Origin of the sequence: Roseinatronobacter bogoriensis DSM 18756 (assembly GCF_004366635.1) — a bacterium.
Classification (GTDB): domain Bacteria; phylum Pseudomonadota; class Alphaproteobacteria; order Rhodobacterales; family Rhodobacteraceae; genus Roseinatronobacter; species Roseinatronobacter bogoriensis.
Window position 1 is genome coordinate 603,162 of sequence record NZ_SORN01000002.1, and the last position, 23,327, is coordinate 626,488.

Genomic DNA, 23,327 nt, shown 5'->3' on the forward strand with positions numbered 1-23,327 from the left:
ATACCCGGAGAGTTCATGTCCCTGCCTCAGATCGTCGACAGCCATTGCCATCTCGACTTTCCTCAACTGGCTGACGAGATTGATGATGTCATCGCCCGTGCACGCGCGGCCGGTGTCACCCGTATGGTGACGATCTGCACCAAACTGCGCGAGGTCGGGCGGGTTCGCGCCATAGCAGAGGCTCATGAGGGTGTGTTTTTCGCAGCAGGCACCCACCCGATGAGCGTTGCCAGCGAGCCAATGGTCTCAGTCGCGGAACTGGTCGCACTGGCCGCGCATCCTAAAATGGTGGGCATAGGCGAATCTGGACTGGATTATCATTACACGGCTGACAGCATGAAAGTGCAGCAAGACAGCCTTCGCGTGCATATAGAAGCCGCGCGCCAGACCGGCCTGCCGCTGATCATTCATGCCCGCGATGCAGATGATGATATGGCCCGCATTCTGACCGAGGAATACCGCGCAGGGGCCTATACCTGCGTGATGCATTGCTTTTCTTCCAGCGCCGCACTGGCAGAAGCGGCCCTTGATCTGGGGTTTTACCTGTCGATGTCGGGCATCGCCGCCTTTCCCAAAAGCACCGAATTGCGACAGATTTTCGCGGCTGCCCCGATAGATCGTATTCTGATGGAAACCGACGCGCCCTATCTGGCCCCGCCCCCCTACCGTGGCAAACGCAATGAACCATCCTACACTGTCCACACGGCGCAGGTTGGCGCAGATCTGTTCGATATGGATCTGGCCAGCTTTGCGGCGGCCACTTCGGCCAATTTCGACCGGCTGTTCTGGAAGGCTGCATGATGGCTGAATTGCGCGCCACAATCCTTGGCTGCGGGTCGTCAGGTGGAGTGCCGCGCCTTGGCGGAGATTGGGGAAATTGCGACCCTGCCAATCCGCGCAACATCCGCCGTCGCTGCTCGCTGTTGTTGGAACGGGTTAGCGATACCGGGCGCACTCAGGTGTTGATCGACACCTCGCCCGATATGCGGGCGCAACTGCTGGATGCAGGCGTCGGTCGGCTGGATGCTGTGGTGTTCACACATTCCCATGCCGATCATGTCCACGGGATCGATGATCTGCGCCAGATCGTCTTCAACACCCGCGAAAGACTGCCCGTCTGGGCCGATGGCCCCACACAAGAGGCGCTTTATTCACGTTTTGGCTATGCGTTCATCCAGCCCGCAGGCTCACCCTACCCGCCCATTCTTGACATGCACACGATAGATGGCGCGATCACGATCAAAGGTGCTGGCGGCCCGCTGACACTGCACCCCTTGCGGCTGAACCACGGCAGCATCGATGCGCTAGGGTTTCGCGTGGGCGGGTTGGCCTACACGCCCGATGTGGTGATGATCTACCCTGAAAGCTGGCAGATGCTGCAGGGGCTGGATCTGTGGATCGTTGATGCCTTGCGCCGCAAGCCGCATCCGACTCATGCCCATCTCGACATGACGCTGGACTGGATCGCGCAGGCAAAGCCCGCGCGCGCCGTGCTGACCAACATGCATAACGACATGGATTACGCGACAATCACCGCTGAAACCCCAGAGCATGTCACACCTGCCCATGACGGTATGGTGCTGACATTGCCCCTGTAACATGCAGGCACTGGCCAATGTCATCTTGCCGGTCTTTCTTGTGATCGGCTTTGGCTATGTTGCGCGCTGGCGCAATCTGATTTCTGACAGTCAGGTGGATGGGGTGGTCTGGTTCACCCAGACCTTTGCGATCCCATGTCTTTTGTTTGTGGCAATTGCCCGGCTGGATCTGGGGCAGGAGTTTAACTGGCGGCTGCTGGTCAGCTTCTACACTGGTGCAGTCGCGGGATTTGCGCTTGGCTTCTGGGGGGCGCGGCTGATCTTCAAACGCGATTGGGAGGATTGCGTCGCTATCGGCTTTGTCGCGCTCTTCTCCAACTCGGTGCTTTTGGGGCTGCCAATCACGGAACGCGCCTATGGGGCAGATGCGCTGGCCCCGAATTATGCGATTATCGCTGTCCATTCTCCGATATGCTACGCAATCGGGATCACCACGATGGAATTGATCCGCAATCGCGGCGGGCGGTTGCGCGATAGCGCCGCGCGGGTTTTCTCTGCAATGTTTCGCAATGCGCTGGTCATTGCCATTGGCCTTGGCTTCATCGTCAACCTGACCGGCCTGCCCATGCCCGGAGTGGTCGATCAGGCGCTGGACATGATGGTACGCGCAGCCCTGCCTGCCGCGCTGTTCGGGCTTGGCGGCGTGTTGTATCTTTACCGCCCCGAAGGCGATCTGCGCACCATTGGTTTTGTCGTGGCCCTGTCACTGGTGGTTCACCCGGCTATCACCCTTGGCCTTTCCTATGCACTGGGCCTGAGCACAGAGGCCATGCGCTCTGCAGTGGTTACAGCAGCAATGGCACCGGGCGTGAATGCCTATGTTTTCGCCAATATCTATGGCCGGGCAAAGCGCGTTGCCGCCTCTTCGGTGCTGATCGGCACGGCTGGGGTGATTGTGACGGGCTGGGTCTGGCTGCAAATCCTGCCCTGAGGGCAAAAGCAGGGCTTTTCTTCAACGCCGCCTCATGGCACCTAGTAGGAAAACCTTGAAAGGCCGCCACAATGACCCCTGCCCCGTTTCCTGCCGCCCGCATGCGCCGTTTGCGCCGGACCAATGCCCTGCGCGAGATGGTGCAGGAAAACGGGTTGAGCACGCGCGACCTGATCTGGCCGGTTTTTATCCGAGATGGCGAGGGGATCGAAGAACCCATTTCCTCACTGCCCGGCGTGAACCGGCTGTCCCTGGACAGACTTATGCCCGCCGCCGAGAAAGCGCACAGGCTGGGCATTCCGGCGATATGCCTGTTTCCCTATACCGACGCGTCGCTGCGCACGGAGACATGCGAAGAGGCGTGGAATCCCGAAAACCTGACCAACCGCGCCATACGCGCGCTGAAGGCAGAGTTTCCGGAACTGATGGTCATGACGGATATTGCGTTGGACCCGTATAATGCCAATGGCCATGACGGCTTTGTCGTGAATGGCGAGATCGTCAATGATGAAACCGTGAATGCGCTGGTCAAGATGGGCCTTGCGCAGGCCGAAGCGGGGGCGGATATTCTTGGCCCGTCGGACATGATGGACGGGCGCATCGGGGCGCTGCGTCTGGCACTGGAAGAGGTCGGCCATCGCGATGTGGCGATCCTGTCCTATGCCGCAAAATTTGCCAGTGCATTTTACGGCCCGTTCCGCGACGCAGTTGGCGCTTCTGGGCGTCTGGTGGGCGACAAGGCGACCTATCAGATCAACCCTGCCAATGCATCCGAGGCACTGGCCTGTGTAGCACGTGATCTGTCAGAAGGGGCCGATATGGTCATGGTCAAGCCCGGAATGCCCTATCTGGACATTTGCCGCGCAGTCAAGGACCGCTTCGCGCGCCCGACATTTGCCTATCAGGTGTCTGGTGAGTATGCGATGCTGATGGCGGCAGCACAAAATGGCTGGCTGGATGGCGACAAGGTGATGCTGGAAAGCATGATGGCTTTCAAGCGTGCAGGCTGCGATGGTGTGCTGACCTATTTCGCACCGCGCATTGCTGCGGCGCTGCACGGCCAAGGCTGAACCGGCAAGACCACGCCCAGTTTTGACCCTCAGTTACCTAAAAAGGTGACATGTCATGGTTTTCGCTGTAAAATAGCGGAAAAAATCGCGCGGTAATGCGCCAAAATAAAAGAGGCAGAGCATGACACATATAAACCGGCGCGCCTTCACGCTGTCTGGATTGGCGGGTATCGCAACACTTGCGGCCTGCGCAAACCCGATTGGTGGAGAGGGCGCATCAGAGCTTGACGCACGCGTAGATGCCGCACGTGACTATTTGCGAAACAATTTTGGCGGTTTAGAAGAATTGTTTCAAAATTCGCGCGGTATTCTTTATATCCCGGTGGTCACCGAGGCGGGGCTTTTTGTCGGTGGGGCCTATGGTCGGGGTGCCTTGCGCATCAATGACGCAACCGTAGACTACTATTCCGCCACGCGTGCCAGCTTTGGCCTGCAAGCTGGCGCACAGCAATACGCCCATGCGCTTTTCTTCATGACGGAACAGGCCTTGTCAGACTTCCGGTATTCCCCCGGCTGGGCAGCCAGTGCTGATCTGCGCTATGCAACCCCCACACAAGGCGGTTCAATGGGGACAGAGACAACGACCCAGTTCGCGCCTGTGATCGCTGTCGTGTTTGGCCAGTCCGGCATTCTTGCCGGGGCCTCACTGGCCGGTGTGAAATACTCGCGCATCATTCCCTAAGCAAAAACGCTCTCCCGTGTTGAAACACGGGAGAGCGTTAAAAAAGCTGACCGCGCTGCGGCCTCTGCGCACACTTGCGACTGTCACGCCTTTAGCGAAGCAATATCCTCGGGCGTGCCAAAATTACGGGTTCCGGTGCCTTTTGCGCTGCGTTTGATCAGCCCTGACAGGGCTTTTCCTGCGCCAATTTCCCAGAACTCGGTCACACCTTGCGCAGCCATCCAGACCACAGACTCGCGCCAGCGCACCGCGCCTGTCACCTGTTGAACCAACAAACGCCGAATGGTTTCAGCATCGCTCACGGCTTCGGCCAGGACATTGGCAACCAGCGGCACGCGCGGCGCTGCAAGCGCCACATCTGCCAAAGCTTCGGCCATGCGGTCGGCTGCGGGCTGCATCAGAGCACAATGAAACGGCGCTGAGACGGGTAACAGAACCGCGCGTTTCGCACCACGCTCTTTTGCGATTTCAACAGCACGCTCGACCGCTGCTTTATGTCCCGACACAACGACCTGAGACGGGTCATTGTCATTCGCGGCCTGACACACATCACCCTGCGCGGCCTCCAGCGCGACTTCGACGACCGCGGCAAGATCCAGCCCCAGAATTGCAGCCATCGCCCCCTCGCCCACAGGAACAGCTTCTTGCATCGCGCGTCCCCGGATACGCAAAAGCCGCGCCGCATCTGAAATGCCCAAAGCGCCGGATGCGGCCAAGGCGGAATATTCGCCAAGGGAATGCCCCGCCACGAAAGCGGCATCATCCAGCGACACGCCTTCGGATTCCAATGCGCGCAACGCGGCAAGCGATGTTGCCATCAAGGCGGGCTGCGCATTGGCTGTCAGGGTCAGATCTGCAATATCACCATCCCAGATCAGGCTTGAAAGGCTTTCGCCCAACGCATCGTCAACTTCTTCGAAAACGGCTTTTGCCGCCGGATATGCCTGAGCGAGGGCTTGGCCCATGCCAATGGTTTGTGCCCCTTGTCCCGGAAAAACGAATGCGCGGCTCATCTTGCTCTCCAACCTTGAAAATCTTGGGACCACATGCCGCAAAGACCGCCCCTGCGCAAGTATCGCGCCGACGAATGACCAACCACAGGCACCGGGCCGCAGATTTACCGGCGGAAATCAGGTCAACACAGCAGCGCCCAACCCAAAAATCGCGGCCAGCATATCTGGCGTCTTGCGCGGTATATCCAAAAAGCTATTGGCCTGCCGATTGCGCCGCGACGGATTGGATGCGCACGATCATCGCGCGCAACCCGTTAGAGCGTTGTGAGGACAGATGTTCGTCCAGCCCCAGCCGCCCAAGCTCTGCCAAAGCATCCACTTTTGCGACCTGCTGCACGGTAAGGCCAGAATAAAGCGCATGAAGCACGGCAATAAGCCCGCGAACAATCATGGCATCGCTGTCCCCTTTGAAGTCAAAGCGAGCGTCAGGGCCATCGCCGTCCAGAGCAGGCTGAATCCAGACTTGGCTGGCACAGCCATCGACCTTGGTGAACGGCGTCTTCAGCGCCTCTTCCATCGATGGCATTGCGCGGCCAAGCTCTATGACATGGCGGTAGCGATCTTCCCAATCATCCAGAAAGTCAAAGGTTTCCGCGATCTCTTCGAAGGCTTCGGTCGCCATGATGTTTGCCTCTCTCTAACCCCTGACAGAGCTAAGCCGCCTTGCCCGAAAGGTCCAGCCCGAAGCGATGCTTTGCCACACGCAGGCGGTGCCGCACCTTCAATTTGCGTCAGGCGTGGTCTGTTACTGTGCTGGGCACTTTTCAAAGCCGCCGGATTACGCTAACCCAAGAGAAACAGTTTTCTTCTGACACACCGAGAGGAACCCCGAATGCAAAAGCCCGTCCTTGCCGCTTTGGCCTTGGTGCTCGCACTCGGTGCCTGTGGGTCCGTCCGGGACTCCCGCTTGAACCCGATGAACTGGTTTGGCCGCGAGAGCACAGAGACATTGGCCCCTCGGGGCGGTTGGGGTGGCGAAGTGGACAACCGTGCATTGGTCACGGTGGTCACGGATCTGGAAGTAATCGCGACAACTGGTGGAGCGCTGGTGCGCGCCAGCGGTGTTACCGCGACACAAGGATGGTGGGACGTGGAATTGCGCCCCCTCAATGACGAACGCCCCATCGACGGCGCGCTCGTCTATGAGTTTGTGGTAGCTGCGCCGCGCGGTCCTACGGGCGTTTCCACCGAAGCATCTCGCACAGTGACCGCAGGGGTAAAGCTGTCAAACAGTAGGCTTGCCGGGGTTCGCAGTATTGTCGTGCGTGGCGCGCAGAACCAGCGCAGCGTCGCGCGCTGAACACGGCTGCAGCGTTATCCGCCCTGCCCCCGTTCCGGGCTTGTCATGTGTTTTGCGCAAAAAAGCGGGCTGACGCTGACCTGCTGGTCACGGACACCCTCAGATTAGCGCGCATTCTCAAAAATGGCGTCAATCATGGCCTGGTTTCCGCGTGACATTTCCAACGGACAGGCAAAGGGCGAGCCATTGCGTGCACTGTCAACAAATGCCTCGATCATCAAGGCATATTGGTTGACGTTGTTGAACCGTTCGACCTGCACAGTGTCGCCCGCCTTCCATTCAACACAGGTATCGCCGTAAACCGGGCCATTGAACGGCGCAGACATGGTGATCCAGCCATCCTGCCCGTGAAACACCATTTGCTGACGCCGCGCCTGCATCATGCCGCAATAGAATGACATGGTGAATCCCGGAAAATCGGCCCAAACACGGGCGAAGATATCAACCCCGTTCTGAAACCTTATATCTGCGAGCAGCCTCTCAGGCTCGGCCCCGGTCACCATACGGGTGGTGATACAGGGATAGACCCCGACATCCCGCAGCCCGCCACCGCCCATCTCGGCGCTGTGTCGGATATTGCTCAGGTCGCGGTTGGTATAGGTGAAGCTGCCCTCAACATGTTCCAACTTGCCGATCACCCCATCCGCCAGAAGTGTGCGCACGCGTTCCCATTGCGGGTGATGGGCGACCATGAAGGCCTCTGCAATCAGCTTGCCCGTCTTCTCGCGCGTGGCAATCAGCGTATCAACCTGCCCGGCCTCTAGCGCGATGGGCTTTTCGCACAATACATGTTTGCCTGCCTCTGCCGCCCTGACAGACCATTCGACATGCAGGTGGTTCGGCAGTGGAATATAGACCGCATCCACAGTCGGGTCATCAAGCAGGGCCTGATAGCTGTCATGCACGCGCAGACCGGGCACAAGTGCCTGAAACGGGGCCGCACGGGCCGGGTCGCGCGTGGCAACCGCCACCAGTTCGGCCCCGCGCGCAAGCTGAATGGCCGGGGCCAGATCTGTCCGCGCAATCTTGGCTGCACCCAGTATTCCCCAACGCATCCTCTGCCCTCCCTGCTTTTGGTAGCGCTACCTTACACCCGCGTTGCGCCGCTGCAACCCCCGCGCCCCCATTGACGCGCGCGCAGTCGCGGCGTAGGGCAAAGGCAACAAAAAGGACGGACGCGATGAACCTGTTTTCTGATATTCGCACGCTTGTCATTGCCTGCCTTGACGCGATGGTACGTGACGGCGCCCTGCCCGCCGGGCTTGATTTTGCCAATGTCGCAGTCGAGCCGCCCCGCGATGCGGCCCATGGCGACATGGCCACCAATGCCGCAATGGTGCTGGCCAAGCCCGCCGGCCTGAAACCAAGAGAGATTGCCGATGCGCTGGTCGCGCAACTGCTGAATGATGATCGCATTGCGGCAGCCGAAGTGGCAGGGCCCGGCTTTTTGAACTTGCGCCTTGCGCCGTCTGTCTGGCAAGGGATCGTCGCCACAGCCCTCGCGCAGGGCAATGATTTCGGGCGCTCCGCGATGGGACAGAACCTTCGGGTCAATGTCGAGTTTGTCTCGGCCAACCCCACCGGACCGATGCATGTAGGCCACACGCGCGGGGCCGTTGTGGGCGATGCGCTGTCAAACCTGCTGGCGTTCGCGGGCTATGACGTGACACGCGAGTATTACATCAACGATGGTGGCGCGCAGGTTGATGTGCTGGCGCGTTCCGCATATGAACGCTACCGCGAAGCGCATGGCATGTCGCCCGAAATTGCCGAAGGGCTCTACCCCGGCGAATACCTGATCGAGGTCGGCGAGGCGCTGAAGGCGGAATTTGGCGACCGGTTCCTTGACAAGCCGGAATCCGTCTGGCTGGAAACCGTGCGTAATTTTGCGACTGAGCGCATGATGATCATGATCCGCGAGGATCTGGCAGCGCTTGGTGTCAGGATGGATGTGTATTCCAGTGAAAAAGCGCTTTACGGCACGGGCGAAATCGAAGCGGCAATCGAACGGCTTAGCGCGCAGGGTTTGATTTATGAGGGCGTTCTTGAACCGCCCAAAGGCAAGACGCCAGAGGATTGGGAGCCGCGCGAGCAAACCTTGTTCCGCTCGACCGCGCATGGCGACGATGTCGATCGTCCGATCAAGAAATCGGATGGGGCCTGGACCTACTTTGCGCCGGATATAGCTTATCATTACAACAAGATCACGCGCGGCTTTGACATGCTGATCGACATTTTCGGCGCAGATCATGGTGGCTATGTCAAGCGGATGAAAGCAGCCGTCTCGGCGCTGTCGGATGGGCAGGTGCCGCTGGATATCAAGCTGATCCAGCTTGTGAAGCTTTACAAGAATGGCGAGCCGTTCAAGATGTCGAAACGCGCGGGCACATTTGTGACCCTGCGCGATGTTGTCGAGGAAGTGGGCGCCGATGTGACCCGTTTCGTCATGTTGACACGCAAGAATGACGCAACGCTGGATTTCGATTTCGACAAGGTTCTGGAACAGTCCAAGGACAACCCGGTTTTCTATGTTCAATATGCCCATGCACGCGTGTGTTCGGTGCTGCGCAAGGCTGCCGAGTCCGGGATCGACACGTCAGACGCGGCCCTGTCGCAGGCGACGATCGCCAGGCTGGACCACGAGGCAGAGCTTGCGATGATGCGCAAACTGGCTGAATGGCCCCGAATTGTAGAGCTTGCCGCCCGCACACAAGAGCCGCATCGCATCGCGGCCTATCTGTCAGAGCTGGCCGCAGAATTCCACGGATTGTGGAATCGGGGCAATGACATCCCGGCTTTGCGTTTCGTCCAAGAGGGCGATCCGGCAACAACTTCTGCAAAACTTGCGCTTGCGCGTGCCACAGGCGTTGCGATTTCTGCCGGTCTTGCTATCTTGGGTGTCACACCAGTCGAAGAAATGCGCTGAAGACGTTACGCGCTGGTGTCAGATACTTTATGCCTGCGGCAACTGATGTCGCGGGCGAAATTATAAAAAGCCGCAAAATGCGGCACTATGGATGGCAATGTCGAGCAGGCATGCTGCCAAATACGTTCAAATTGTGTGTCCGGTCGCAGGATTGCGCCGGGCAACAGTGAGGTTGGCATGAAAGAGAGCAGAGAATTTTCAGCTTGGGGCGCTCGGTCACAGCCGACGCAAGCATCATGGCACGCGGACTCGCAAGGCTTTGGCCCGCCAGATTTCGGCTCTCCCTATCCTGATCAGCCTTATTCTTCTGGCCAATACGCGCCATCTTATTCCGATCAGAACAGGTATTATAACGCACCAGAGCCAAGGCTGAGTCGGCCATCCCATCTCAGCCAGAACCAGTCTTACGCCCACAACGCATGGTCTGCTTCGGGTACGCGCCTTCCACGATCTCGTGGCATGCAGACCAAGGCTGTCCTGCACAGTTTGGGCGCGGTCCTGTCCCTCGCATTGATGATCGGAACGGCAGCTTGGGTCTGGCAGTTGATGCAGCGCGATGTGGCTGGCGTGCCAGTTGTGCGCGCGCTTGAAGGTCCGCTGCGGGTTGCCCCCGAAAACCCCGGTGGACGCCAGGCAGCACATCAAGGCCTGTCCGTAAACGAGCTTGCGGCCTCAACCGATGCCATCGCCACGGGCGACATTATTCTTGCACCGCCTTCGCCGGAACTCGCCGCAGATGACATTGTGCCAACACAAGATACGCCCGCCCCCCCGGTGCGAGAAGTTCTGTCGGACGAAATGCAACCTATTCAGGTGGCGTTGCAACAGGCGCTCGACTCGTCTGAACCCAGCGCTGAACCACTGGGCATCGTGTCGGCCACGCGTCGTGCAGTCACGTCCTCGCCGCGGCCCCCAAGCCGGAATTCAGACGTCATCGCACAAGCCCGGACTGCCGCTGTGGCATCCCCTGCCCGCTCGAATGGTGCGGCTTCTGGCGATGATCTGGCCGCTTCGGTCGCCATGAGTGTGGCAGCCGGAATAGGCACTGTCCGCGATATTGACGTGGACCCCGCATCCCTTGGGCCGGGCACACGACTGGTGCAGCTTGGTGCCTATGATGATGCAAGCAGCGCACGGGCGGCTTGGGACCAGCTTGCACGCAGGTTTTCGCCGCTGCTGGACGACCGTGGCCGCGTGATCGAGGCCGCGCAAAGTGGCGGATCCGTCTTTTACCGACTGCGCGCGCATGGGTTTGAAGATGAACGTGACGCAAGGCGGTTCTGCTCTGCCCTTGTCGATCAGCAAATTGATTGTATCCCGGTCCTGATTCGATGAGCCGGCCCCCCGCGCGCGCCGTCATTTTTGGCTGCGCTGGCCTGCGCCTTTCGCCTGAGGAACGCAAGCTGTTCGCAAAGGCGCAGCCTTGGGGCGCGATTCTTTTCGCGCGCAACATCGCTGACCCGCAACAGCTCTGGGCGCTGACATCAGAGTTGCGCGATGCCGTGGGGCGCGATCTACCAATATTGATAGATCAGGAAGGCGGCCGCGTTCAGCGGATGCGCTCACCCCACTGGCGTGACTGGCCGCCCGCGCTTGAGCAATGCCAGCGCGCGCACGACCCCGCGCGCGCGATGTATCTACGCGGCAGGCTTATCGCATCAGAACTGCGTGCCTGCGGCATTGACGTCAACTGCGCGCCACTGGCCGATATCGCGACTGACCACACGCACCCGGTGCTGCAGAATCGCTGTTATGGCACCGAACCTGCTCAGGTTGTGGCAAATGCTCTTGCAATGGCGCGCGGGTTGATCGCTGGCGGAGTTCTGCCTGTGCTGAAACACATTCCGGGGCATGGGCGCGCACAAGCGGACAGCCATCTCGACCTGCCGGTTATTTCTGCGTCTCATGCGGAATTGGCGCAGAGTGATTTCGCGGCGTTTCGCGGGCTCGCAAACCTCCCGCTTGGGATGACTGCGCATCTGCTGTTCAAGGATATCGACCCAACCCAACCGGCGACATTGTCCCCGACCATGATCCGCTTGATCCGAGAGGAGATTGGGTTTCAGGGCTTGCTGATGACGGATGACATATCAATGCAGGCGCTTGACGGCCCGGTTGTTCAACGCGCGGATACTGCCTTGTCTGCGGGGTGTGACCTTGTATTGCATTGCAACGGTGATTTGCACGAAATGACAGCGCTGGCAGACATCTGTCCCCTGCTGGACGATGCCTCACTTGCACGTTCCAATGCGGCCCTGTCGCAGCGTCGCCCTGCGGAAACCTGCGATCTCGACGCACTTGATACAGAATATGCTACACTGACAGCGTGGCGGAACACAGCAAGAATTTGACCAAACCGGGAATGGAGTCAGGATGGGACTAGAGCCTTGGGACGAGTTGCGAACCGCCCTGCATGTCGCGCGTGCCGGGACGGTCAGCGGTGCTGCAGCGACACTGCGTGTCCATCATGCGACCGTGATCCGCCATATTGACGCACTCGAAGATCGCGTCAGCGTCAAACTGTTCCAGCGCCATGCCAAGGGCTATACCCCGACCGAAGCCGGGCGCGCCCTTTTTGAGACTGCCGCCGAAACCGAAAAACGGTTCGAGCAGCTGGCGGCCCGGCTGCAAGACATGCAAGAGAGGATCTCGGGGCAGATGATCATCACCACGATCCCCGAACTCAGTACCCTTCTGTTACCCGCCATTGCCCGGATGATGCGTGAATACCCGTCCCTGAGGCCCTGCTTGCGGACAGAAGCGCGCGTGTTGCGGCTGGAATATGGCGAGGCGCATGTCGCCATTCGCGCAGGCTCAAAACCACAAGAGCCGGACAATGTGGTTCAGAGCCTCGGCGCGCTGTCGGTCGCGCTCTATGCAAGTGCCGAGTATGTCGAACGCAAAGGGACTGCGCAGACCGACGAGGATCTGCGCGATCAGGATTTCATTTCCTCAGGCGACAAGGACAGCCGGACACCCTATGATCAATGGCTTGCCGAACATGGCAGGCGCGTTGTGATGCAAAGCAACGATCATGCGACCCGCGTGGCCGCTATCTCGGCAGGTCTGGGCATGGGTTTCCTTCCTGTCGGGCAAGGAGAGGCAGAGGGATTGCAACAGATCATGGGCCCGCGTGCAGAGTGGGGCACAGATTTATGGCTTGTCACTCATGTTGACCTGCATCGCAGCCCCAAGGTTCAGGCCTGTGCAAATCTGTTGCGCGCGCATGTAACTGGCCTGACCGTTGCGCAAAACTGAACCGGATCAAACCCGCGTTCAAAACCTATCTGAAATCAGGACCATTTTCCCCTTGCGGGGCTGCCACGACATCATTAAACGAGGCGACGGAGACGTGGCCGAGTGGTCGAAGGCGCTCCCCTGCTAAGGGAGTAGGCCCGAAAGGGTCTCGTGGGTTCGAATCCCATCGTCTCCGCCACTTGCCCCCGCGAAAGCGTTCTCCCGATCCGGCTGCGGCCGGATTTTTCCTTTGTTTTCGAGGGTTATGCGGGAGGGGCTGAGCACCGGCCCCCGCGCCAGGAGGCCCGGAAGCGGTTTCTCCGAGCCGATATTCTCCGGACCTGGACCTGTCGCGGTCGGTCTGCAGCCTTTTCTGCTCACCGCGCGACAGCTCGCCCTTCGGATTGCCGTGCTCGTCGATCAGCACGCGCCGTAGCCTGTAGCCCGCTGCGCCGCCCTGTCGACAGCCGAGTTCCACGAGGCGGCACTGTCCGGCGAAGACCTTGACCGATAGCTCGCGGCTGTATTCGCCCGCCATCACCCGTTTGACTGTTTCAGAAGGTTCGAGCCGATGCTGCCGTCATTTTCGAACTGCTCGCCGCAGTAGTCGACCCGGATCCCGGCGCGTGAACAAATGCTCGTGGTAGGCGCCCTCGTCGGCATCCTGAAACCGCCCCCGGCGGCTGAAGTCATAGACAAGAATCGCCTTGAAGTTGGCCTGGCCGGATTGAACCTCGGCCATCAGGTTCTGCATCGCTTCCCGCCCGTCGAGCCGCAGCCCGGAACGTCCTGAATCCTCGAACACGCGCAGGATCTGCAGTCCGCGGGCGGCGGCATCGAACAGCGGAGGCGCGGGCTTTGCACGAGGAACTGGGCGAAACACATCGCGCGATCAAGATGGCCATGCGCTGGACGGGCGCCAGCGAGCGCACCGTGAAATACTGGTTCTCGGGCGAGCGGGGGCCAAGCGGTGACCATCTGATCGCTCTCACGCGTCACTCGGATGCCGTGCTGTACGTGTTGCTTGCCCTTGCGGGCCGCCACGTTGTCGAAGATCCAGACGATTGACGGGGTCGGCAAGGGGTATGACAGCTTGTTTTGTGTGCTTTTTTGGTTATATTGAATACGCACGAGATGAGAGGTGCAGCGCCATGTCCCGAACGACCACAATGACCGTCCGCATCGGTGGAGCCTTGAGCGACTTCGTCTCGGCCAATGTTGGCGATGAGGGGTCCTATGAGAACGTCAGCGAGTACATCCGCGACTTGATCCGGCGTGATAAGGAGCGGGTTGAGGCCGAGGCCTTAAACAGGTTGAAGGCAGAGTTGACCCATGCCTTTGCTGCTCCGGAGGAGACATACAAGCCGCTGACTGCGGCAGAGGTGATCGCGCGGAACCGGGGCTGACCCGGTGCCCGCCATTCGCATCCAGGAAGGGGCGTCCCATCGCCTCGACGACATCTACCGTTACACCCGCGACAGGTGGGGTGATGCGCAAGCCGAGACATACATCACCGGCCTGTTCGCAGCCTTCGAGAGGATTGCAGCTCACGGGGTCGCATCAAAGCCCATCCCGGCAGAGTTCGGCGTCGAAGGGTTCTTCTTTCGATACGAGCGCCATTTCGTGTACTGGCCGCATCTCTCGAATGGCGACATCGGGATCGTGACCATCCTGCATGAACGCATGCACCAAATCGACCGCTTTCGGGATGACTTTGGCCCAGGCTGACAAACCGATTTTCCAAGGTCCGTCAGATTTGCGCATGGTTTCGCAACCAACACGCTAGGGCGGACACTGGCACGGGAGAGAGTTTGGCATTTGTTACACTTCCTCCGCCACCTGCCCCCGCGAAAGCGTTCTCCCCATTCGGCTGCGGCCGGATTTTTCCTTTGTTTTCAAGGGTTATGCAGGAGGGGCTGAGCACTGGCCTTGGCGCCAGAAGGCCCGAAGGCGGTCTCTCAGGGCCGATATTCTCCGGACCTGATGACTGCGCAGCTTTGGTTCAGACCACTACGCCGATGTTTTTACCGCTTTTTTTCGCTCCACACGAGAGCCTCTTTGTAATTGCCATATGCACCCGAACGGTACTGGCGTCCACCAGCACGGAGTCAGGACCGACAGATACGCCCGACGATCCATCCCGCCCCTTGAAGATAAATTTAGGTTATTTGTCAGACCATCAGCCCCGACTCCCCTGGCCCACGCCCAAGGCTACATCACTGATTGCCCTGATTGAAAAGCGGAACTGCCCCACTTATGGCGAGACAATTCCACGGATCATCCGTCCCGGTCTGATCTGGTTGCGCGTGTCATGATGAAACCGACACGATCCGCGCAAAGGACAGCTCTGTTTGATCAAACCAACTGCGCGAAGGGGTTCATGCAAGCCTCGGCGCCAAGGTATTTTACCGGCTCTGACAGATCAGTGCGAAACATGAAATCTGTTTGCGACAGGAACGCCGCAACAAGATGCCTTTCAAATTCTTGAAGACTATCCCCCCGTGCGCCCGGCAAAACCAGATGCAAGGGCCCCATCAGATTCAAACGCTCCGCGGCACCGTAGATCATGGCCAGCTTTGCCGGTGGGAAGCGCCCATGTTGCAGATCCAGAAAATCTGAAAGGAAGGCCGCGACATCTGCACGTTCCATTGTGAACTGGCCAAAATGCCGTTCCAATACCGCCTTCACAAGATCCTCATCATGAAGTGCGACATGCATCACACCCGCACCCGTGGCGAGCGCGACGCCGCCAATCACGCCGCCGGCAATTACTGTGAGGGTCGATCTACGGGAAAGTTTCATCGCAGCTCCTTCAGAGTATCGCGCGCGCGGCACGAAGTGAAAGCGCCGCAGCGGTCAAGCTGGGATTCGCGCAAGATGACGAGGAAAAAGTGCTGGTCCCAACGATGACGAGGTTGCGCAAACGATGATGCAAAAGGTTTCGATCCACAACCGATGTTGACGGATCAAGCCCCATCCGCAGCGTTCCCTTCAAGTGCGACTCGGTCCCGCGCACGCCCTTGTCGAATATCTCCTCGACCGGGAGGGGCGACAGCAAGTCAGGCAATTTGCGAACTGCCTCTCTCATTCCCTTCAAGGCGTAGTCTGACGGGCCAGCATATTCGACAAACGCGTTCTCATTGTCATCAAGCGTGACGCGGTTATGATCTTCAAGCAGATCTTCAGTGACAATGGCGATCGGAAGCGTCTCGCGCATTCGCCCTGCTTCAAGTCGCATTCCATGTGGCCAGCGGTTCTCGAAATACACAAGGGCAGCGCCATGCTCCGCCCGATGCGCGCCATCATAGAGGCCGAAATTCAACCCGGTGGTGATGGTGCTCCCATCAAAATTCTCGACCCCGTCCAGAAAAACTTCGAAATCGGCACCATAGGCTTCATGCAGCCCCAGACCCACAACCCCTTCACCTAGCCCCGAGCGCTTCAGAATCGCAGGGCTTTGGATGGCATTCGCGCCAAGCACGAACAGATCACCCGTCACGGTGTAAGAATGTCCATTGGCTTGGAATGAAACCGATTGGACACTATTGCCCGTATACCCCAGCCGCCGAACCTCTGCCCCTAAAACGACAGAGACTTCTGGCGCGTCAAAAAGATGCATCAACCCATTATTGGCGGTGAATTTTGCGTCCACGGGGCAGATGCGGCATCTGTTCGATGCGCAACAGGCATTTCGGGTCTGCGTCGCCTGTCTGGCGCGCGCGGTCGGCATGGCGAAATGCTGATGTGGCTGTGCGGCCTTCATGATCCGGTCGGGATGGGACATGCGATGTGGCGGCTGTGGAAAAGGGCGCGACATGGGCATGATCTGTCCCATATCAGGATCGCCAGAAATCGACATGATCGCCTCGGCATCACAATAAGCCTCTTCGAGATCGCCATAGTCAATTGGCCAATCCTGACCAACGCCATAAAGGGACTTCATTTTGAAATCACTCGGATGCATCCGTGGGGTCTGCCCATACCAACAGTTGGTCCCACCGCCCAGACCGATGGTATAATCCCAGGGCTTTTTCGAATTCGATCCAAATGTTGCGGCGTTGGAAATGGCGCTGTTCGCGCGGTTTTCGAGCTGCCAATCGTGCCTGTGATGCCCCCCCCATTCCAGGACCAGAATCCGTCCGGCGCGCCGCTGCATCAATTCATGCAGGAAGAATGCCGCGCCGAAGCCTGAACCGATCAGAATAAAATCAAAATGCGCGTTTGCAACGTCTTGCGGGGGAATGTTCAACATGATCTGCAATCCCTTGCGACTTGCAACTTATCCAACCACGTCTTGACCTCTCACCGATTACGCTACACCAGCGGCACAACAAATCATGCCATGCGAGTAGACCTGCACCTTCGTTTTCCAGCAGCGCATTCGCCGGAAACGCCAGATTATTTGTGCCATTAAAGCTTAATTTAAGCAACAGGCACTGCCGCATAGCGATCTTGAAGCACCATTTGGCGCTGAATTGGCGTCATGATTCAGAATCTCGCGCTCCTCTGCCCTGCAACGGCACGACCCACATGAAACCATGCCGTGGCGCAATGCGCCTAGTTGCGAGGGGCCAGCACGAAATCATGCGCCACTTCAAAGAATGGGCTGTCAAACCCCGCCTCATTCTGGCGCACAGGGTCGGTGATCTTGTCGAATTTCGCCATCAGGCTGGCCTTGACCCCAAAAACAGCATCGCTGTCGATATATGGATCATCTGGATCAAAAATATGCGTGGTCAGTGGCTCGAAACCTTCTGCCTTGATAATGTAATGCAGATGTGCAGGACGGTAAGGATGACGCCCCAGCGAGGCCAGTAATTTGCCCACCGGCCCGTCATCGGGGATCGGGTAGTATTTGGGCTTCACGCCTCGAAACCAGTATTCGCCCTTCTCGTTCGTGCGAAACACCCCGCGCAGGTTGAAATCCGGCTGAATGCCCTTTTGCTGGACATCGTAAAAACCCTCGTCATTGGCCTGCCAGACATCAATACGCGCATTGGCAATCGGGTTGCCATCGGTTGACAGGATGCGCCCGCGCACAAGCATCGGCTCCCCTTTCTGATCAAGGCAGATATCTGCGCCCAGCGGCAATTCCGGCGCGTCAGCCACATGAAACGGGCCCAGAACTGTCGATTCCGAAGCGCCAGAGGGTTTGCGATTGTTGATTGCATCGACCAGCATCGAAACACCCAAGGTATCCGACAGCAAGATGAACTCCTGACGCCACTCGTTGCACATATGCCCGGTGTCGGTCAGGAACATGATCGCCTTGAACCATTCCTCTTCGGTGGGTTCAATCTCTTTCACCGCTGCGTGCAGGTGGCGCACAATCACCTCCATCACTTCGCGCAGGCGCGCATCCTTCGCAGCCGCGTTGCGGCTGATGACCACATCGGCAGAGTTTTCTTCGGTAAAATAGCCCTGTTCGACTGACGCTGACATCGTGTTCCCCTTCACGCAAGAATTGTGGTCATGACGCGGCGCAACTCTGCCAGCGGATCGGCGGGCAGCGCCGCAATGCGGTAGCACACGTGCTGGTCAGGCCGTGTCATAACCGCGCCTGTATCTGATGTTTCGCGTATGCGCGCCCAATCGCCCAGATGGTCCTGCACCGCCATGCGCGGGCCAATCACATGAACAGCTATTTTTATGCCCAGCTCTTCTTCAACGCTTTCTGCCGCTTGTTGCCAGACCTCGCCGCCGATGCCGGTAAAGAGGGTAAACCGCCCCTTCCCCGCCAGATCGAGCGTTGAGTGACGGTTCCCTGCGGCGTCGAAAAGCCAGCAATGCGGCAGTCGCGCACCGGGCCATGTGGTGGGTTGATAATGCAGTTCCATATCGTCATTGGGCGCGGGTTCAGGCTGGTCATCGCGCACCACTGCTTGCGAACTGTAGCGCTGGTTCATCTCGACCCCATGGCAGTCGAATTCGTATTTCTTGAAAGCGATGGCATTGCGCAGGGCCTCGCGCTGTGCTTCGGCCGCCGTGTCGGTGTTGCAGCGTTTATCCATGTTTTCCTGCATCTTGACCGGGTCGACCGACCCCAAGAGCCCAAGCGCTTCGAAGATCGGGCCGAATTCTCCAATCGACTGATTTGCGCGGGTCACAATCTGCTTTGCAACCGGCGCGCGTTCCTCTGAATAGGTTTTCAACAGCCCCGGCCCCGCTTGCCCACGCACAGACAACGCAAGCTTCCACGCCAGATTATAGGCATCCTGAATCGAGGTGTTGGACCCAAGCCCGTTTGACGGCGGATGGCGATGCGCCGCATCGCCCATGATAAAGACGCGATCTGTCTGCATATGGGTGGCATACATGTCATTCACCGTCCAGACACTGGCCGAGAGCAACTCAATCTCCAGATCCGGATCGCCGACAAGCTGGCGCGCGACCTTGGTGGCAAAAGCGGCGTCAACCTCCGGTGCGGGCTGGTTTATGTCATAGCCCCAGACAATCAGCCATTCGTTCCAGGGCCGCACCATCCGCACCAGCCCCATGCCGATCCCACCGACATTGGCACCGGGCTGCATAACCCAGTAGAGCACGCTGGGCCGATGGGCGACATATTTTGACAGATCCGCGCGGAACAGGATATTCATGGACCCGCCGACCCCCATCTTCCCCTCGAAGGGCAGACCGCAGTTTTCAGCGACCAGAGAATTGCCGCCATCCGCGCCAACCAGATATTTCGAACGCACGGTCAGGGTCTGCCCGGTCAAGCGGTCCCGGCACGTCGTGGTGACGCCGGTTTCATCTTCGGTATGGCTGAGATATTCGGTCGACATGCGCGCCTGCGTGCCGCGCGAACAGGCGGTCTTGAACAAAAGCGGCTCCATGAAAGTCTGCGGAAGATCATTCATGAAAGTGGGTGACGATAACAGATGTTCCGCCTTCGAATTCGGGTGGGTGCCCCAGGAATTCAGCCGCCCCAGCTCTTCCCCCGCAAGGCTTTCGCAAAACACGTTATTGCCCATCAACTCCTGTTCCGTGGCGTGCATATAGGCCTCTTGCTCGACCTCGTGCCCAAGATCGCGCAGCACCTCCATGGTGCGCTGGTTGGTAATATGGGCGCGCGGTGTATTGGCCAGCCAGCGATAACGGTTGATCGCCACATTCTCTATTCCATAAGACGACAGCAGCGCAGCACAGGCCGAACCGGCAGGGCCGGTGCCTATGATCAGAACCTCGGTGGTGATGTCAGCCATTGTCTTTCTCCCTTATGGTCGCCCCGTCCTGCCCCGTCACGATCAGGCGACGGCGGATCGGGAAAAGTTGAATTCCGGTCTTGTCTGAAAACAGGCCCCATAGCCCGCGCGGTGCAAACAGCATAATCACGATGCCAAATGCGCCCAACAGCATCAGATACCACGTGCCATAGCCCGCAAAGACGCTTTGAAGTGCGAAGAATATCAGCACCCCGATGATCGGCCCCTCAATGGTGCCAATGCCACCAATCACGACAATAAAGATCACGATCGCGGTCCAGTCCGTCACCGAGAACGCCGCATCGGGCGAGATGCGCCCCTTTTGCAGATAGATCAGCGCACCCGCGACCCCGGTGCCAAAGGCAGAAGTCAGAAAGACCAGCCATTTCATTCGAAGCGCATCAACGCCAAGCGATTTTGCTGCCTCGACATTGTCGCGCACAGAGGCCAGCGCAAGACCGCGCTTGGTGCGCAACAGCCAGTAAATCCCGCCAATCGTCAGCACGGCCAGAATGACCGCCAGCCAATAAGCCAGAATATCGCGCGCAGCGGCCGCCCGCACGCCGAACAGATCCTGCACCAGCGCCAGACCCAGCATGTCCCCTATCACATCGCGCGGCAGCGAAGTGCCTGAACCGCCGCCCACTGCGCGCCATTGCGCAACCGACAGCCGCACGACCTCTGCCACGACCCATGTGCCGATCGCGAAATAGGCCCCTTGCAGACGAAACACGAAAAACGCAGTCGGGACCGCCAGCAGCAACGCCGCAACACCAGCGAGGGGTATCGCCAGAACGGGGTCCAGCCCCCAAAGGATGGCTGCACCAAACATGGCATAGGCCCCAAAGCCCACAAAAGCCTGCTGCCCGACACTGACCAACCCGCCATAGCCTGCAAGCAGATTCCAGAATTGCGCCAGCACCAGCATTGTCAGGATAAAAAACAGATCCTGAATCAAACTACGGCTGGCAAATGCAGGCAGCGCGAACAGCACGACAATGCAAATCAACGCCGCAATCCCTGCAATTCGGGCCGCGGGAGTGCGTGTTTCCACGCGGAATGTCACATCTTGCGCCATCAGTCATTCGCCCTTGGAAACAGGCCACGCGGGCGAAAAGCCAGCACGACCAGAAATGCCACATGTCCGGCAAGGATTTGCCATTCCAGGTTGATCGCTGCGCCGACTGTCTGCGCAACCCCGATGATAACGCCACCGACCAAAGTCCCCCACAGGCTGCCCAGACCGCCAATAATGACCGCCTCGAACGCATAGATCAGCCGCGCCGGTCCGATAGTCGGGTCGAAATTCGCGCGCATCCCCAGATACATCGCAGCGATTGTCACCACGATCATCGCAATCCCCGTGGCCATCGCAAAGACGCTTGCAGGCTTGATCCCCATCAACTGCGCAGTCACCGGGTCATCCGAGGTTGCGCGGAACGCCCGCCCAAGGGCGGTACGGTAGAACAGCTGGTTCAGCGCCACGATCACCACCACCGCTGAAGCAAATGTCAGAAGCGGCATCACCCCCACTGTCACAACGCCCAGATCGAGCGAGGCAGATTCAATCGGGCCGGGGCGCAGGCGTTGACTGTCAGCAGAATAGCCTTGCATCAGTGCATTCTGGATCACCACCGACAGGCCGAATGTGACAAGAAGCGGCGGCAGGATATCTTCGCCCAGAACACGGTTCAGCACGACGCGCTGCAACACCCAGCCGATGGTGAACATGATCGGCAAGGCGACAAGCGCCGCCAGAAACGGGTTCAAACCAAGCGCCGAGACGATGATCAGAATGACATACGCCCCCAGCACGATCAAATCGCCATGCGCAAGATTGACCAGCCGCATGATGCCGAAAACAAGGCTCAGCCCGGCAGCAAACAGCGCGTAAAGCCCCCCCAGCAGCACGCCTTGCACCAATGTATCAATCCACATCATGCCGACACCCCGAAATATGCGGCATGAATGGCATCGCGGTTCAACTCTGTTGGCCGGCCTGTCAGGGTCACGCGCCCTTCCATCAGGCAATAGACCCGGTCCGCGACCTTCAACGCCTGACTGATATCTTGTTCCACGATAACCACGCTGGCACCGCTTTCGCGGATTTGCGGCATGGCCGCGTAGATGTCGCGGATCACAACCGGGGCGAGGCCAAGGCTGATCTCGTCGCACAGCAACACACGCGGGTTGGACATCAGCGCGCGGCCAATTGCGACCATCTGCTGCTGCCCCCCCGACAGCGCCGTAGCAGGCGACTTGCGCCGCTCTCTCAGGATTGGAAACAAGGCGGTCACTGTGTCAAAATTCCAGTACCCGCTCACCTTGCGCCCATAGGTGCCAATGCTCAGGTTCTCTTCGACCGAAAGCGAAGGAAAAAGCCTGCGCCCTTCGGGTACCATCACCAGCCCGCGCCCCATGATGTCTGCGGCGGGCAGATGGCCGATCTTCTCGCCATCAAAGACCACGGCTTCGGGACGGTTGCGCAAGACACCAGAGATCGAGCGCAAGGTGGTGGTCTTGCCTGCCCCATTCGCCCCGATAATCGCGATGCACTCGCCTTCCTGAAGGTCCAGATCGACCCCGAACAGGGCTTGAAAATCCCCATAATGCGCTGTCAGCCCGCGTGTGTGCAAAAGTGTCATCAGATTTCGATCCCCAGATAGATTTCGCGCACTTCGCGGCTGTCCATCACCTCGGCCGGGTCGCCCATGCCGATGATCCGCCCGAAATCCAGCACCAGAAGCCGCTCGACCACGGAATTCAGCGCGTGCAACACATGTTCGATCCAGATGATGGTGACGCCTTCGGCATGAATCGCGCGAATGGTATCGATCAGCGCGTCGCATTCGGCCTCTGTCAGCCCGCCTGCGATTTCATCCAGCAACAACAGCTTTGGCCCGGTGGCCATCGCGCGCGCCAACTCAAGGCGTTTTCGCTGCAACAGGCTAAGGCTGCTGGCGGGTTGATTGGCACGACCAAGAAGTTCAGTACGCGCCAGAACGTTGGCGCAATGCTCGGTCACCTGCGCTTCGGCAAGGTTTTGACCATGTGTCGCGGCGACAACCAGATTCTCGAATACTGTCAGATTGCCGAAAGGCTGTGGAATCTGAAAGGACCGTCCCATCCCCGCCAGACAGCGCTGCATGGGGGGTGTTCGGGTCACATCCTGCCCGTCAAATTGCACCGCGCCCCCATCGGCGCGAATATTGCCCGTAATCAGGTTGAACAGGGTCGATTTGCCCGCACCATTCGGCCCGATAATGCCCAGCGCCTGCCCCTTGGGGACATCAAAGCTGACATTATCTGTCACTTTCAGCGCCCCGAAACTTTTCGAGACATTTTGCAGTGCAAGGATGGGCATG

The 23,327-nt window shown here is 58.9% G+C and carries 24 protein-coding genes, 1 tRNA gene and 1 pseudogene; 14 read left to right on the forward strand and 12 right to left on the reverse strand.

Annotation, left to right across the window (positions count from 1 at the left end; translation table 11 throughout):
* Positions 1-15 precede the first annotated feature (15 nt).
* The 5 genes from EV660_RS07680 to EV660_RS07700 all read left to right on the forward strand — a co-directional run bounded on the left by EV660_RS07680 (position 16) and on the right by EV660_RS07700 (position 4,281).
* Complete coding sequence (locus EV660_RS07680; protein WP_071481095.1) at positions 16-801, forward strand: TatD family hydrolase; 786 nt, start codon at positions 16-18, stop codon at positions 799-801.
* A complete protein-coding gene (locus EV660_RS07685) occupies positions 801-1,598 on the forward strand; it encodes an MBL fold metallo-hydrolase (protein WP_071482189.1) in 798 nt (265 codons plus the stop codon). The genes EV660_RS07680 and EV660_RS07685 overlap by 1 nt, the downstream gene beginning before the upstream one ends.
* Position 1,599: 1 nt before the next feature.
* Positions 1,600-2,529: an AEC family transporter gene (locus EV660_RS07690; protein ID WP_071481096.1), complete on the forward strand. Its 930-nt coding sequence runs from the start codon at positions 1,600-1,602 to the stop codon at positions 2,527-2,529.
* A 71-nt stretch (positions 2,530-2,600) separates the two neighbouring features.
* Positions 2,601-3,599, forward strand: coding sequence for a porphobilinogen synthase (hemB, locus tag EV660_RS07695; RefSeq protein WP_071481097.1), 999 nt, complete (start codon positions 2,601-2,603; stop codon positions 3,597-3,599).
* A gap of 121 nt (positions 3,600-3,720) precedes the next feature.
* Entirely contained in the window at positions 3,721-4,281 is a 561-nt protein-coding gene (locus tag EV660_RS07700; protein ID WP_071481098.1) for a lipid-binding SYLF domain-containing protein, read from the forward strand.
* Between the two features lie 83 nt (positions 4,282-4,364).
* Here the strand turns inward: EV660_RS07700 and fabD are convergent, their stop codons facing one another.
* Together fabD and EV660_RS07710 are read right to left on the reverse strand one after the other, a co-directional pair.
* Positions 4,365-5,294: an ACP S-malonyltransferase gene (gene fabD / locus EV660_RS07705; protein WP_071481099.1), complete on the reverse strand. Its 930-nt coding sequence runs from the start codon at positions 5,292-5,294 to the stop codon at positions 4,365-4,367.
* Positions 5,295-5,487: 193 nt separating this feature from the next.
* On the reverse strand, positions 5,488-5,916 hold the full coding sequence (locus EV660_RS07710) for a SufE family protein (RefSeq protein WP_071481100.1): 429 nt from the start codon (positions 5,914-5,916) through the stop codon (positions 5,488-5,490).
* A gap of 210 nt (positions 5,917-6,126) precedes the next feature.
* On the opposite strand from EV660_RS07710, the gene EV660_RS07715 reads away from it, so the two are divergent.
* Positions 6,127-6,594, forward strand: a complete 468-nt coding sequence (locus tag EV660_RS07715) for a hypothetical protein (RefSeq protein WP_071481101.1) — start codon at positions 6,127-6,129, stop codon at positions 6,592-6,594.
* A 104-nt stretch (positions 6,595-6,698) separates the two neighbouring features.
* Here the strand turns inward: EV660_RS07715 and EV660_RS07720 are convergent, their stop codons facing one another.
* On the reverse strand, positions 6,699-7,649 hold the full coding sequence (locus tag EV660_RS07720; RefSeq protein ID WP_071481102.1) for a Gfo/Idh/MocA family protein: 951 nt from the start codon (positions 7,647-7,649) through the stop codon (positions 6,699-6,701).
* Positions 7,650-7,774: 125 nt separating this feature from the next.
* On the opposite strand from EV660_RS07720, the gene argS reads away from it, so the two are divergent.
* The 5 genes from argS (at position 7,775) to EV660_RS07745 (ending at position 12,956) form a co-directional block, all read left to right on the forward strand.
* On the forward strand, positions 7,775-9,520 hold the full coding sequence (gene argS / locus EV660_RS07725) for an arginine--tRNA ligase (protein ID WP_071481103.1): 1,746 nt from the start codon (positions 7,775-7,777) through the stop codon (positions 9,518-9,520).
* 459 nt (positions 9,521-9,979) lie between these two features.
* Positions 9,980-10,855 carry an SPOR domain-containing protein gene (locus EV660_RS07730; protein ID WP_071481104.1) on the forward strand — a complete coding sequence of 292 codons (876 nt, stop codon included), beginning with the start codon at positions 9,980-9,982 and terminating at the stop codon, positions 10,853-10,855.
* Positions 10,852-11,871, forward strand: a complete 1,020-nt coding sequence (nagZ, locus tag EV660_RS07735; RefSeq protein ID WP_071481105.1) for a beta-N-acetylhexosaminidase — start codon at positions 10,852-10,854, stop codon at positions 11,869-11,871. Before EV660_RS07730 ends, nagZ begins: the two co-directional genes overlap by 4 nt.
* A gap of 22 nt (positions 11,872-11,893) precedes the next feature.
* Complete coding sequence (locus EV660_RS07740) at positions 11,894-12,778, forward strand: LysR family transcriptional regulator (protein WP_071481106.1); 885 nt, start codon at positions 11,894-11,896, stop codon at positions 12,776-12,778.
* 88 nt (positions 12,779-12,866) lie between these two features.
* A tRNA-Ser gene (locus tag EV660_RS07745) sits at positions 12,867-12,956 on the forward strand.
* Positions 12,957-13,109: 153 nt separating this feature from the next.
* Here EV660_RS07745 and EV660_RS07750 read toward each other — a convergent pair.
* Positions 13,110-13,640, reverse strand: a pseudogene (locus EV660_RS07750) (recombinase family protein); the annotation flags it as partial.
* On the opposite strand from EV660_RS07750, the gene EV660_RS07755 reads away from it, so the two are divergent.
* The 3 genes from EV660_RS07755 to EV660_RS07765 all read left to right on the forward strand — a co-directional run bounded on the left by EV660_RS07755 (position 13,616) and on the right by EV660_RS07765 (position 14,485).
* A complete protein-coding gene (locus tag EV660_RS07755; protein WP_375781714.1) occupies positions 13,616-13,825 on the forward strand; it encodes a hypothetical protein in 210 nt (69 codons plus the stop codon). The pseudogene EV660_RS07750 and the gene EV660_RS07755 overlap by 25 nt on opposite strands.
* An 83-nt stretch (positions 13,826-13,908) precedes the next feature.
* Positions 13,909-14,163, forward strand: a complete 255-nt coding sequence (locus EV660_RS07760; protein ID WP_071481109.1) for a ribbon-helix-helix domain-containing protein — start codon at positions 13,909-13,911, stop codon at positions 14,161-14,163.
* A 4-nt stretch (positions 14,164-14,167) separates the two neighbouring features.
* Positions 14,168-14,485 (forward strand): type II toxin-antitoxin system RelE/ParE family toxin, encoded by a 318-nt coding sequence (locus tag EV660_RS07765; protein ID WP_071481110.1) that lies wholly within the window; start codon positions 14,168-14,170, stop codon positions 14,483-14,485.
* A 627-nt stretch (positions 14,486-15,112) separates the two neighbouring features.
* Here the strand turns inward: EV660_RS07765 and EV660_RS07770 are convergent.
* From EV660_RS07770 to EV660_RS07805, 8 genes are all read right to left on the reverse strand, one after another.
* Positions 15,113-15,559, reverse strand: a complete 447-nt coding sequence (locus tag EV660_RS07770; protein WP_100319169.1) for a hypothetical protein — start codon at positions 15,557-15,559, stop codon at positions 15,113-15,115.
* 10 nt (positions 15,560-15,569) lie between these two features.
* Positions 15,570-17,009, reverse strand: coding sequence for a GMC oxidoreductase (locus EV660_RS07775; protein ID WP_100319170.1), 1,440 nt, complete (start codon positions 17,007-17,009; stop codon positions 15,570-15,572).
* 305 nt (positions 17,010-17,314) lie between these two features.
* Positions 17,315-18,199 carry an intradiol ring-cleavage dioxygenase gene (locus EV660_RS07780; RefSeq protein ID WP_071481112.1) on the reverse strand — a complete coding sequence of 295 codons (885 nt, stop codon included), beginning with the start codon at positions 18,197-18,199 and terminating at the stop codon, positions 17,315-17,317.
* A gap of 11 nt (positions 18,200-18,210) precedes the next feature.
* Complete coding sequence (locus EV660_RS07785) at positions 18,211-19,962, reverse strand: FAD-dependent oxidoreductase (protein ID WP_071481113.1); 1,752 nt, start codon at positions 19,960-19,962, stop codon at positions 18,211-18,213.
* Positions 19,955-21,040: a branched-chain amino acid ABC transporter permease gene (locus EV660_RS07790; protein WP_071481114.1), complete on the reverse strand. Its 1,086-nt coding sequence runs from the start codon at positions 21,038-21,040 to the stop codon at positions 19,955-19,957. The genes EV660_RS07785 and EV660_RS07790 overlap by 8 nt, the downstream gene beginning before the upstream one ends.
* Entirely contained in the window at positions 21,040-21,903 is an 864-nt protein-coding gene (locus EV660_RS07795) for a branched-chain amino acid ABC transporter permease (RefSeq protein WP_071481115.1), read from the reverse strand. Before EV660_RS07795 ends, EV660_RS07790 begins: the two co-directional genes overlap by 1 nt.
* On the reverse strand, positions 21,900-22,607 hold the full coding sequence (locus tag EV660_RS07800; protein ID WP_071481116.1) for an ABC transporter ATP-binding protein: 708 nt from the start codon (positions 22,605-22,607) through the stop codon (positions 21,900-21,902). The genes EV660_RS07795 and EV660_RS07800 overlap by 4 nt, the downstream gene beginning before the upstream one ends.
* Positions 22,607-23,326 (reverse strand): ABC transporter ATP-binding protein, encoded by a 720-nt coding sequence (locus tag EV660_RS07805; protein ID WP_071481117.1) that lies wholly within the window; start codon positions 23,324-23,326, stop codon positions 22,607-22,609. Before EV660_RS07805 ends, EV660_RS07800 begins: the two co-directional genes overlap by 1 nt.
* Between the last annotated feature and the right edge of the window lies 1 nt (position 23,327).

What these genes read in the sequence shown, in the direction of transcription:
- EV660_RS07680 (WP_071481095.1), top strand. Translation starts at nt 16, where the DNA reads ATGTCCCTGCCTCAGATCGTCGACAGCCATTGCCATCTCGACTTTCCT.
- EV660_RS07685 (WP_071482189.1), top strand. Translation starts at nt 801, where the DNA reads ATGGCTGAATTGCGCGCCACAATCCTTGGCTGCGGGTCGTCAGGTGGA.
- EV660_RS07690 (WP_071481096.1), top strand. Translation starts at nt 1,600, where the DNA reads ATGCAGGCACTGGCCAATGTCATCTTGCCGGTCTTTCTTGTGATCGGC.
- hemB (WP_071481097.1), top strand. Translation starts at nt 2,601, where the DNA reads ATGACCCCTGCCCCGTTTCCTGCCGCCCGCATGCGCCGTTTGCGCCGG.
- EV660_RS07700 (WP_071481098.1), top strand. Translation starts at nt 3,721, where the DNA reads ATGACACATATAAACCGGCGCGCCTTCACGCTGTCTGGATTGGCGGGT.
- fabD (WP_071481099.1), bottom strand. Translation starts at nt 5,294, where the DNA reads ATGAGCCGCGCATTCGTTTTTCCGGGACAAGGGGCACAAACCATTGGC.
- EV660_RS07710 (WP_071481100.1), bottom strand. Translation starts at nt 5,916, where the DNA reads ATGGCGACCGAAGCCTTCGAAGAGATCGCGGAAACCTTTGACTTTCTG.
- EV660_RS07715 (WP_071481101.1), top strand. Translation starts at nt 6,127, where the DNA reads ATGCAAAAGCCCGTCCTTGCCGCTTTGGCCTTGGTGCTCGCACTCGGT.
- EV660_RS07720 (WP_071481102.1), bottom strand. Translation starts at nt 7,649, where the DNA reads ATGCGTTGGGGAATACTGGGTGCAGCCAAGATTGCGCGGACAGATCTG.
- argS (WP_071481103.1), top strand. Translation starts at nt 7,775, where the DNA reads ATGAACCTGTTTTCTGATATTCGCACGCTTGTCATTGCCTGCCTTGAC.
- EV660_RS07730 (WP_071481104.1), top strand. Translation starts at nt 9,980, where the DNA reads ATGCAGACCAAGGCTGTCCTGCACAGTTTGGGCGCGGTCCTGTCCCTC.
- nagZ (WP_071481105.1), top strand. Translation starts at nt 10,852, where the DNA reads ATGAGCCGGCCCCCCGCGCGCGCCGTCATTTTTGGCTGCGCTGGCCTG.
- EV660_RS07740 (WP_071481106.1), top strand. Translation starts at nt 11,894, where the DNA reads ATGGGACTAGAGCCTTGGGACGAGTTGCGAACCGCCCTGCATGTCGCG.
- EV660_RS07760 (WP_071481109.1), top strand. Translation starts at nt 13,909, where the DNA reads ATGTCCCGAACGACCACAATGACCGTCCGCATCGGTGGAGCCTTGAGC.
- EV660_RS07770 (WP_100319169.1), bottom strand. Translation starts at nt 15,559, where the DNA reads ATGAAACTTTCCCGTAGATCGACCCTCACAGTAATTGCCGGCGGCGTG.
- EV660_RS07775 (WP_100319170.1), bottom strand. Translation starts at nt 17,009, where the DNA reads ATGTTGAACATTCCCCCGCAAGACGTTGCAAACGCGCATTTTGATTTT.
- EV660_RS07780 (WP_071481112.1), bottom strand. Translation starts at nt 18,199, where the DNA reads ATGTCAGCGTCAGTCGAACAGGGCTATTTTACCGAAGAAAACTCTGCC.
- EV660_RS07785 (WP_071481113.1), bottom strand. Translation starts at nt 19,962, where the DNA reads ATGGCTGACATCACCACCGAGGTTCTGATCATAGGCACCGGCCCTGCC.
- EV660_RS07790 (WP_071481114.1), bottom strand. Translation starts at nt 21,040, where the DNA reads ATGGCGCAAGATGTGACATTCCGCGTGGAAACACGCACTCCCGCGGCC.
- EV660_RS07795 (WP_071481115.1), bottom strand. Translation starts at nt 21,903, where the DNA reads ATGATGTGGATTGATACATTGGTGCAAGGCGTGCTGCTGGGGGGGCTT.
- EV660_RS07800 (WP_071481116.1), bottom strand. Translation starts at nt 22,607, where the DNA reads ATGACACTTTTGCACACACGCGGGCTGACAGCGCATTATGGGGATTTT.
- EV660_RS07805 (WP_071481117.1), bottom strand. Translation starts at nt 23,326, where the DNA reads ATGCCCATCCTTGCACTGCAAAATGTCTCGAAAAGTTTCGGGGCGCTG.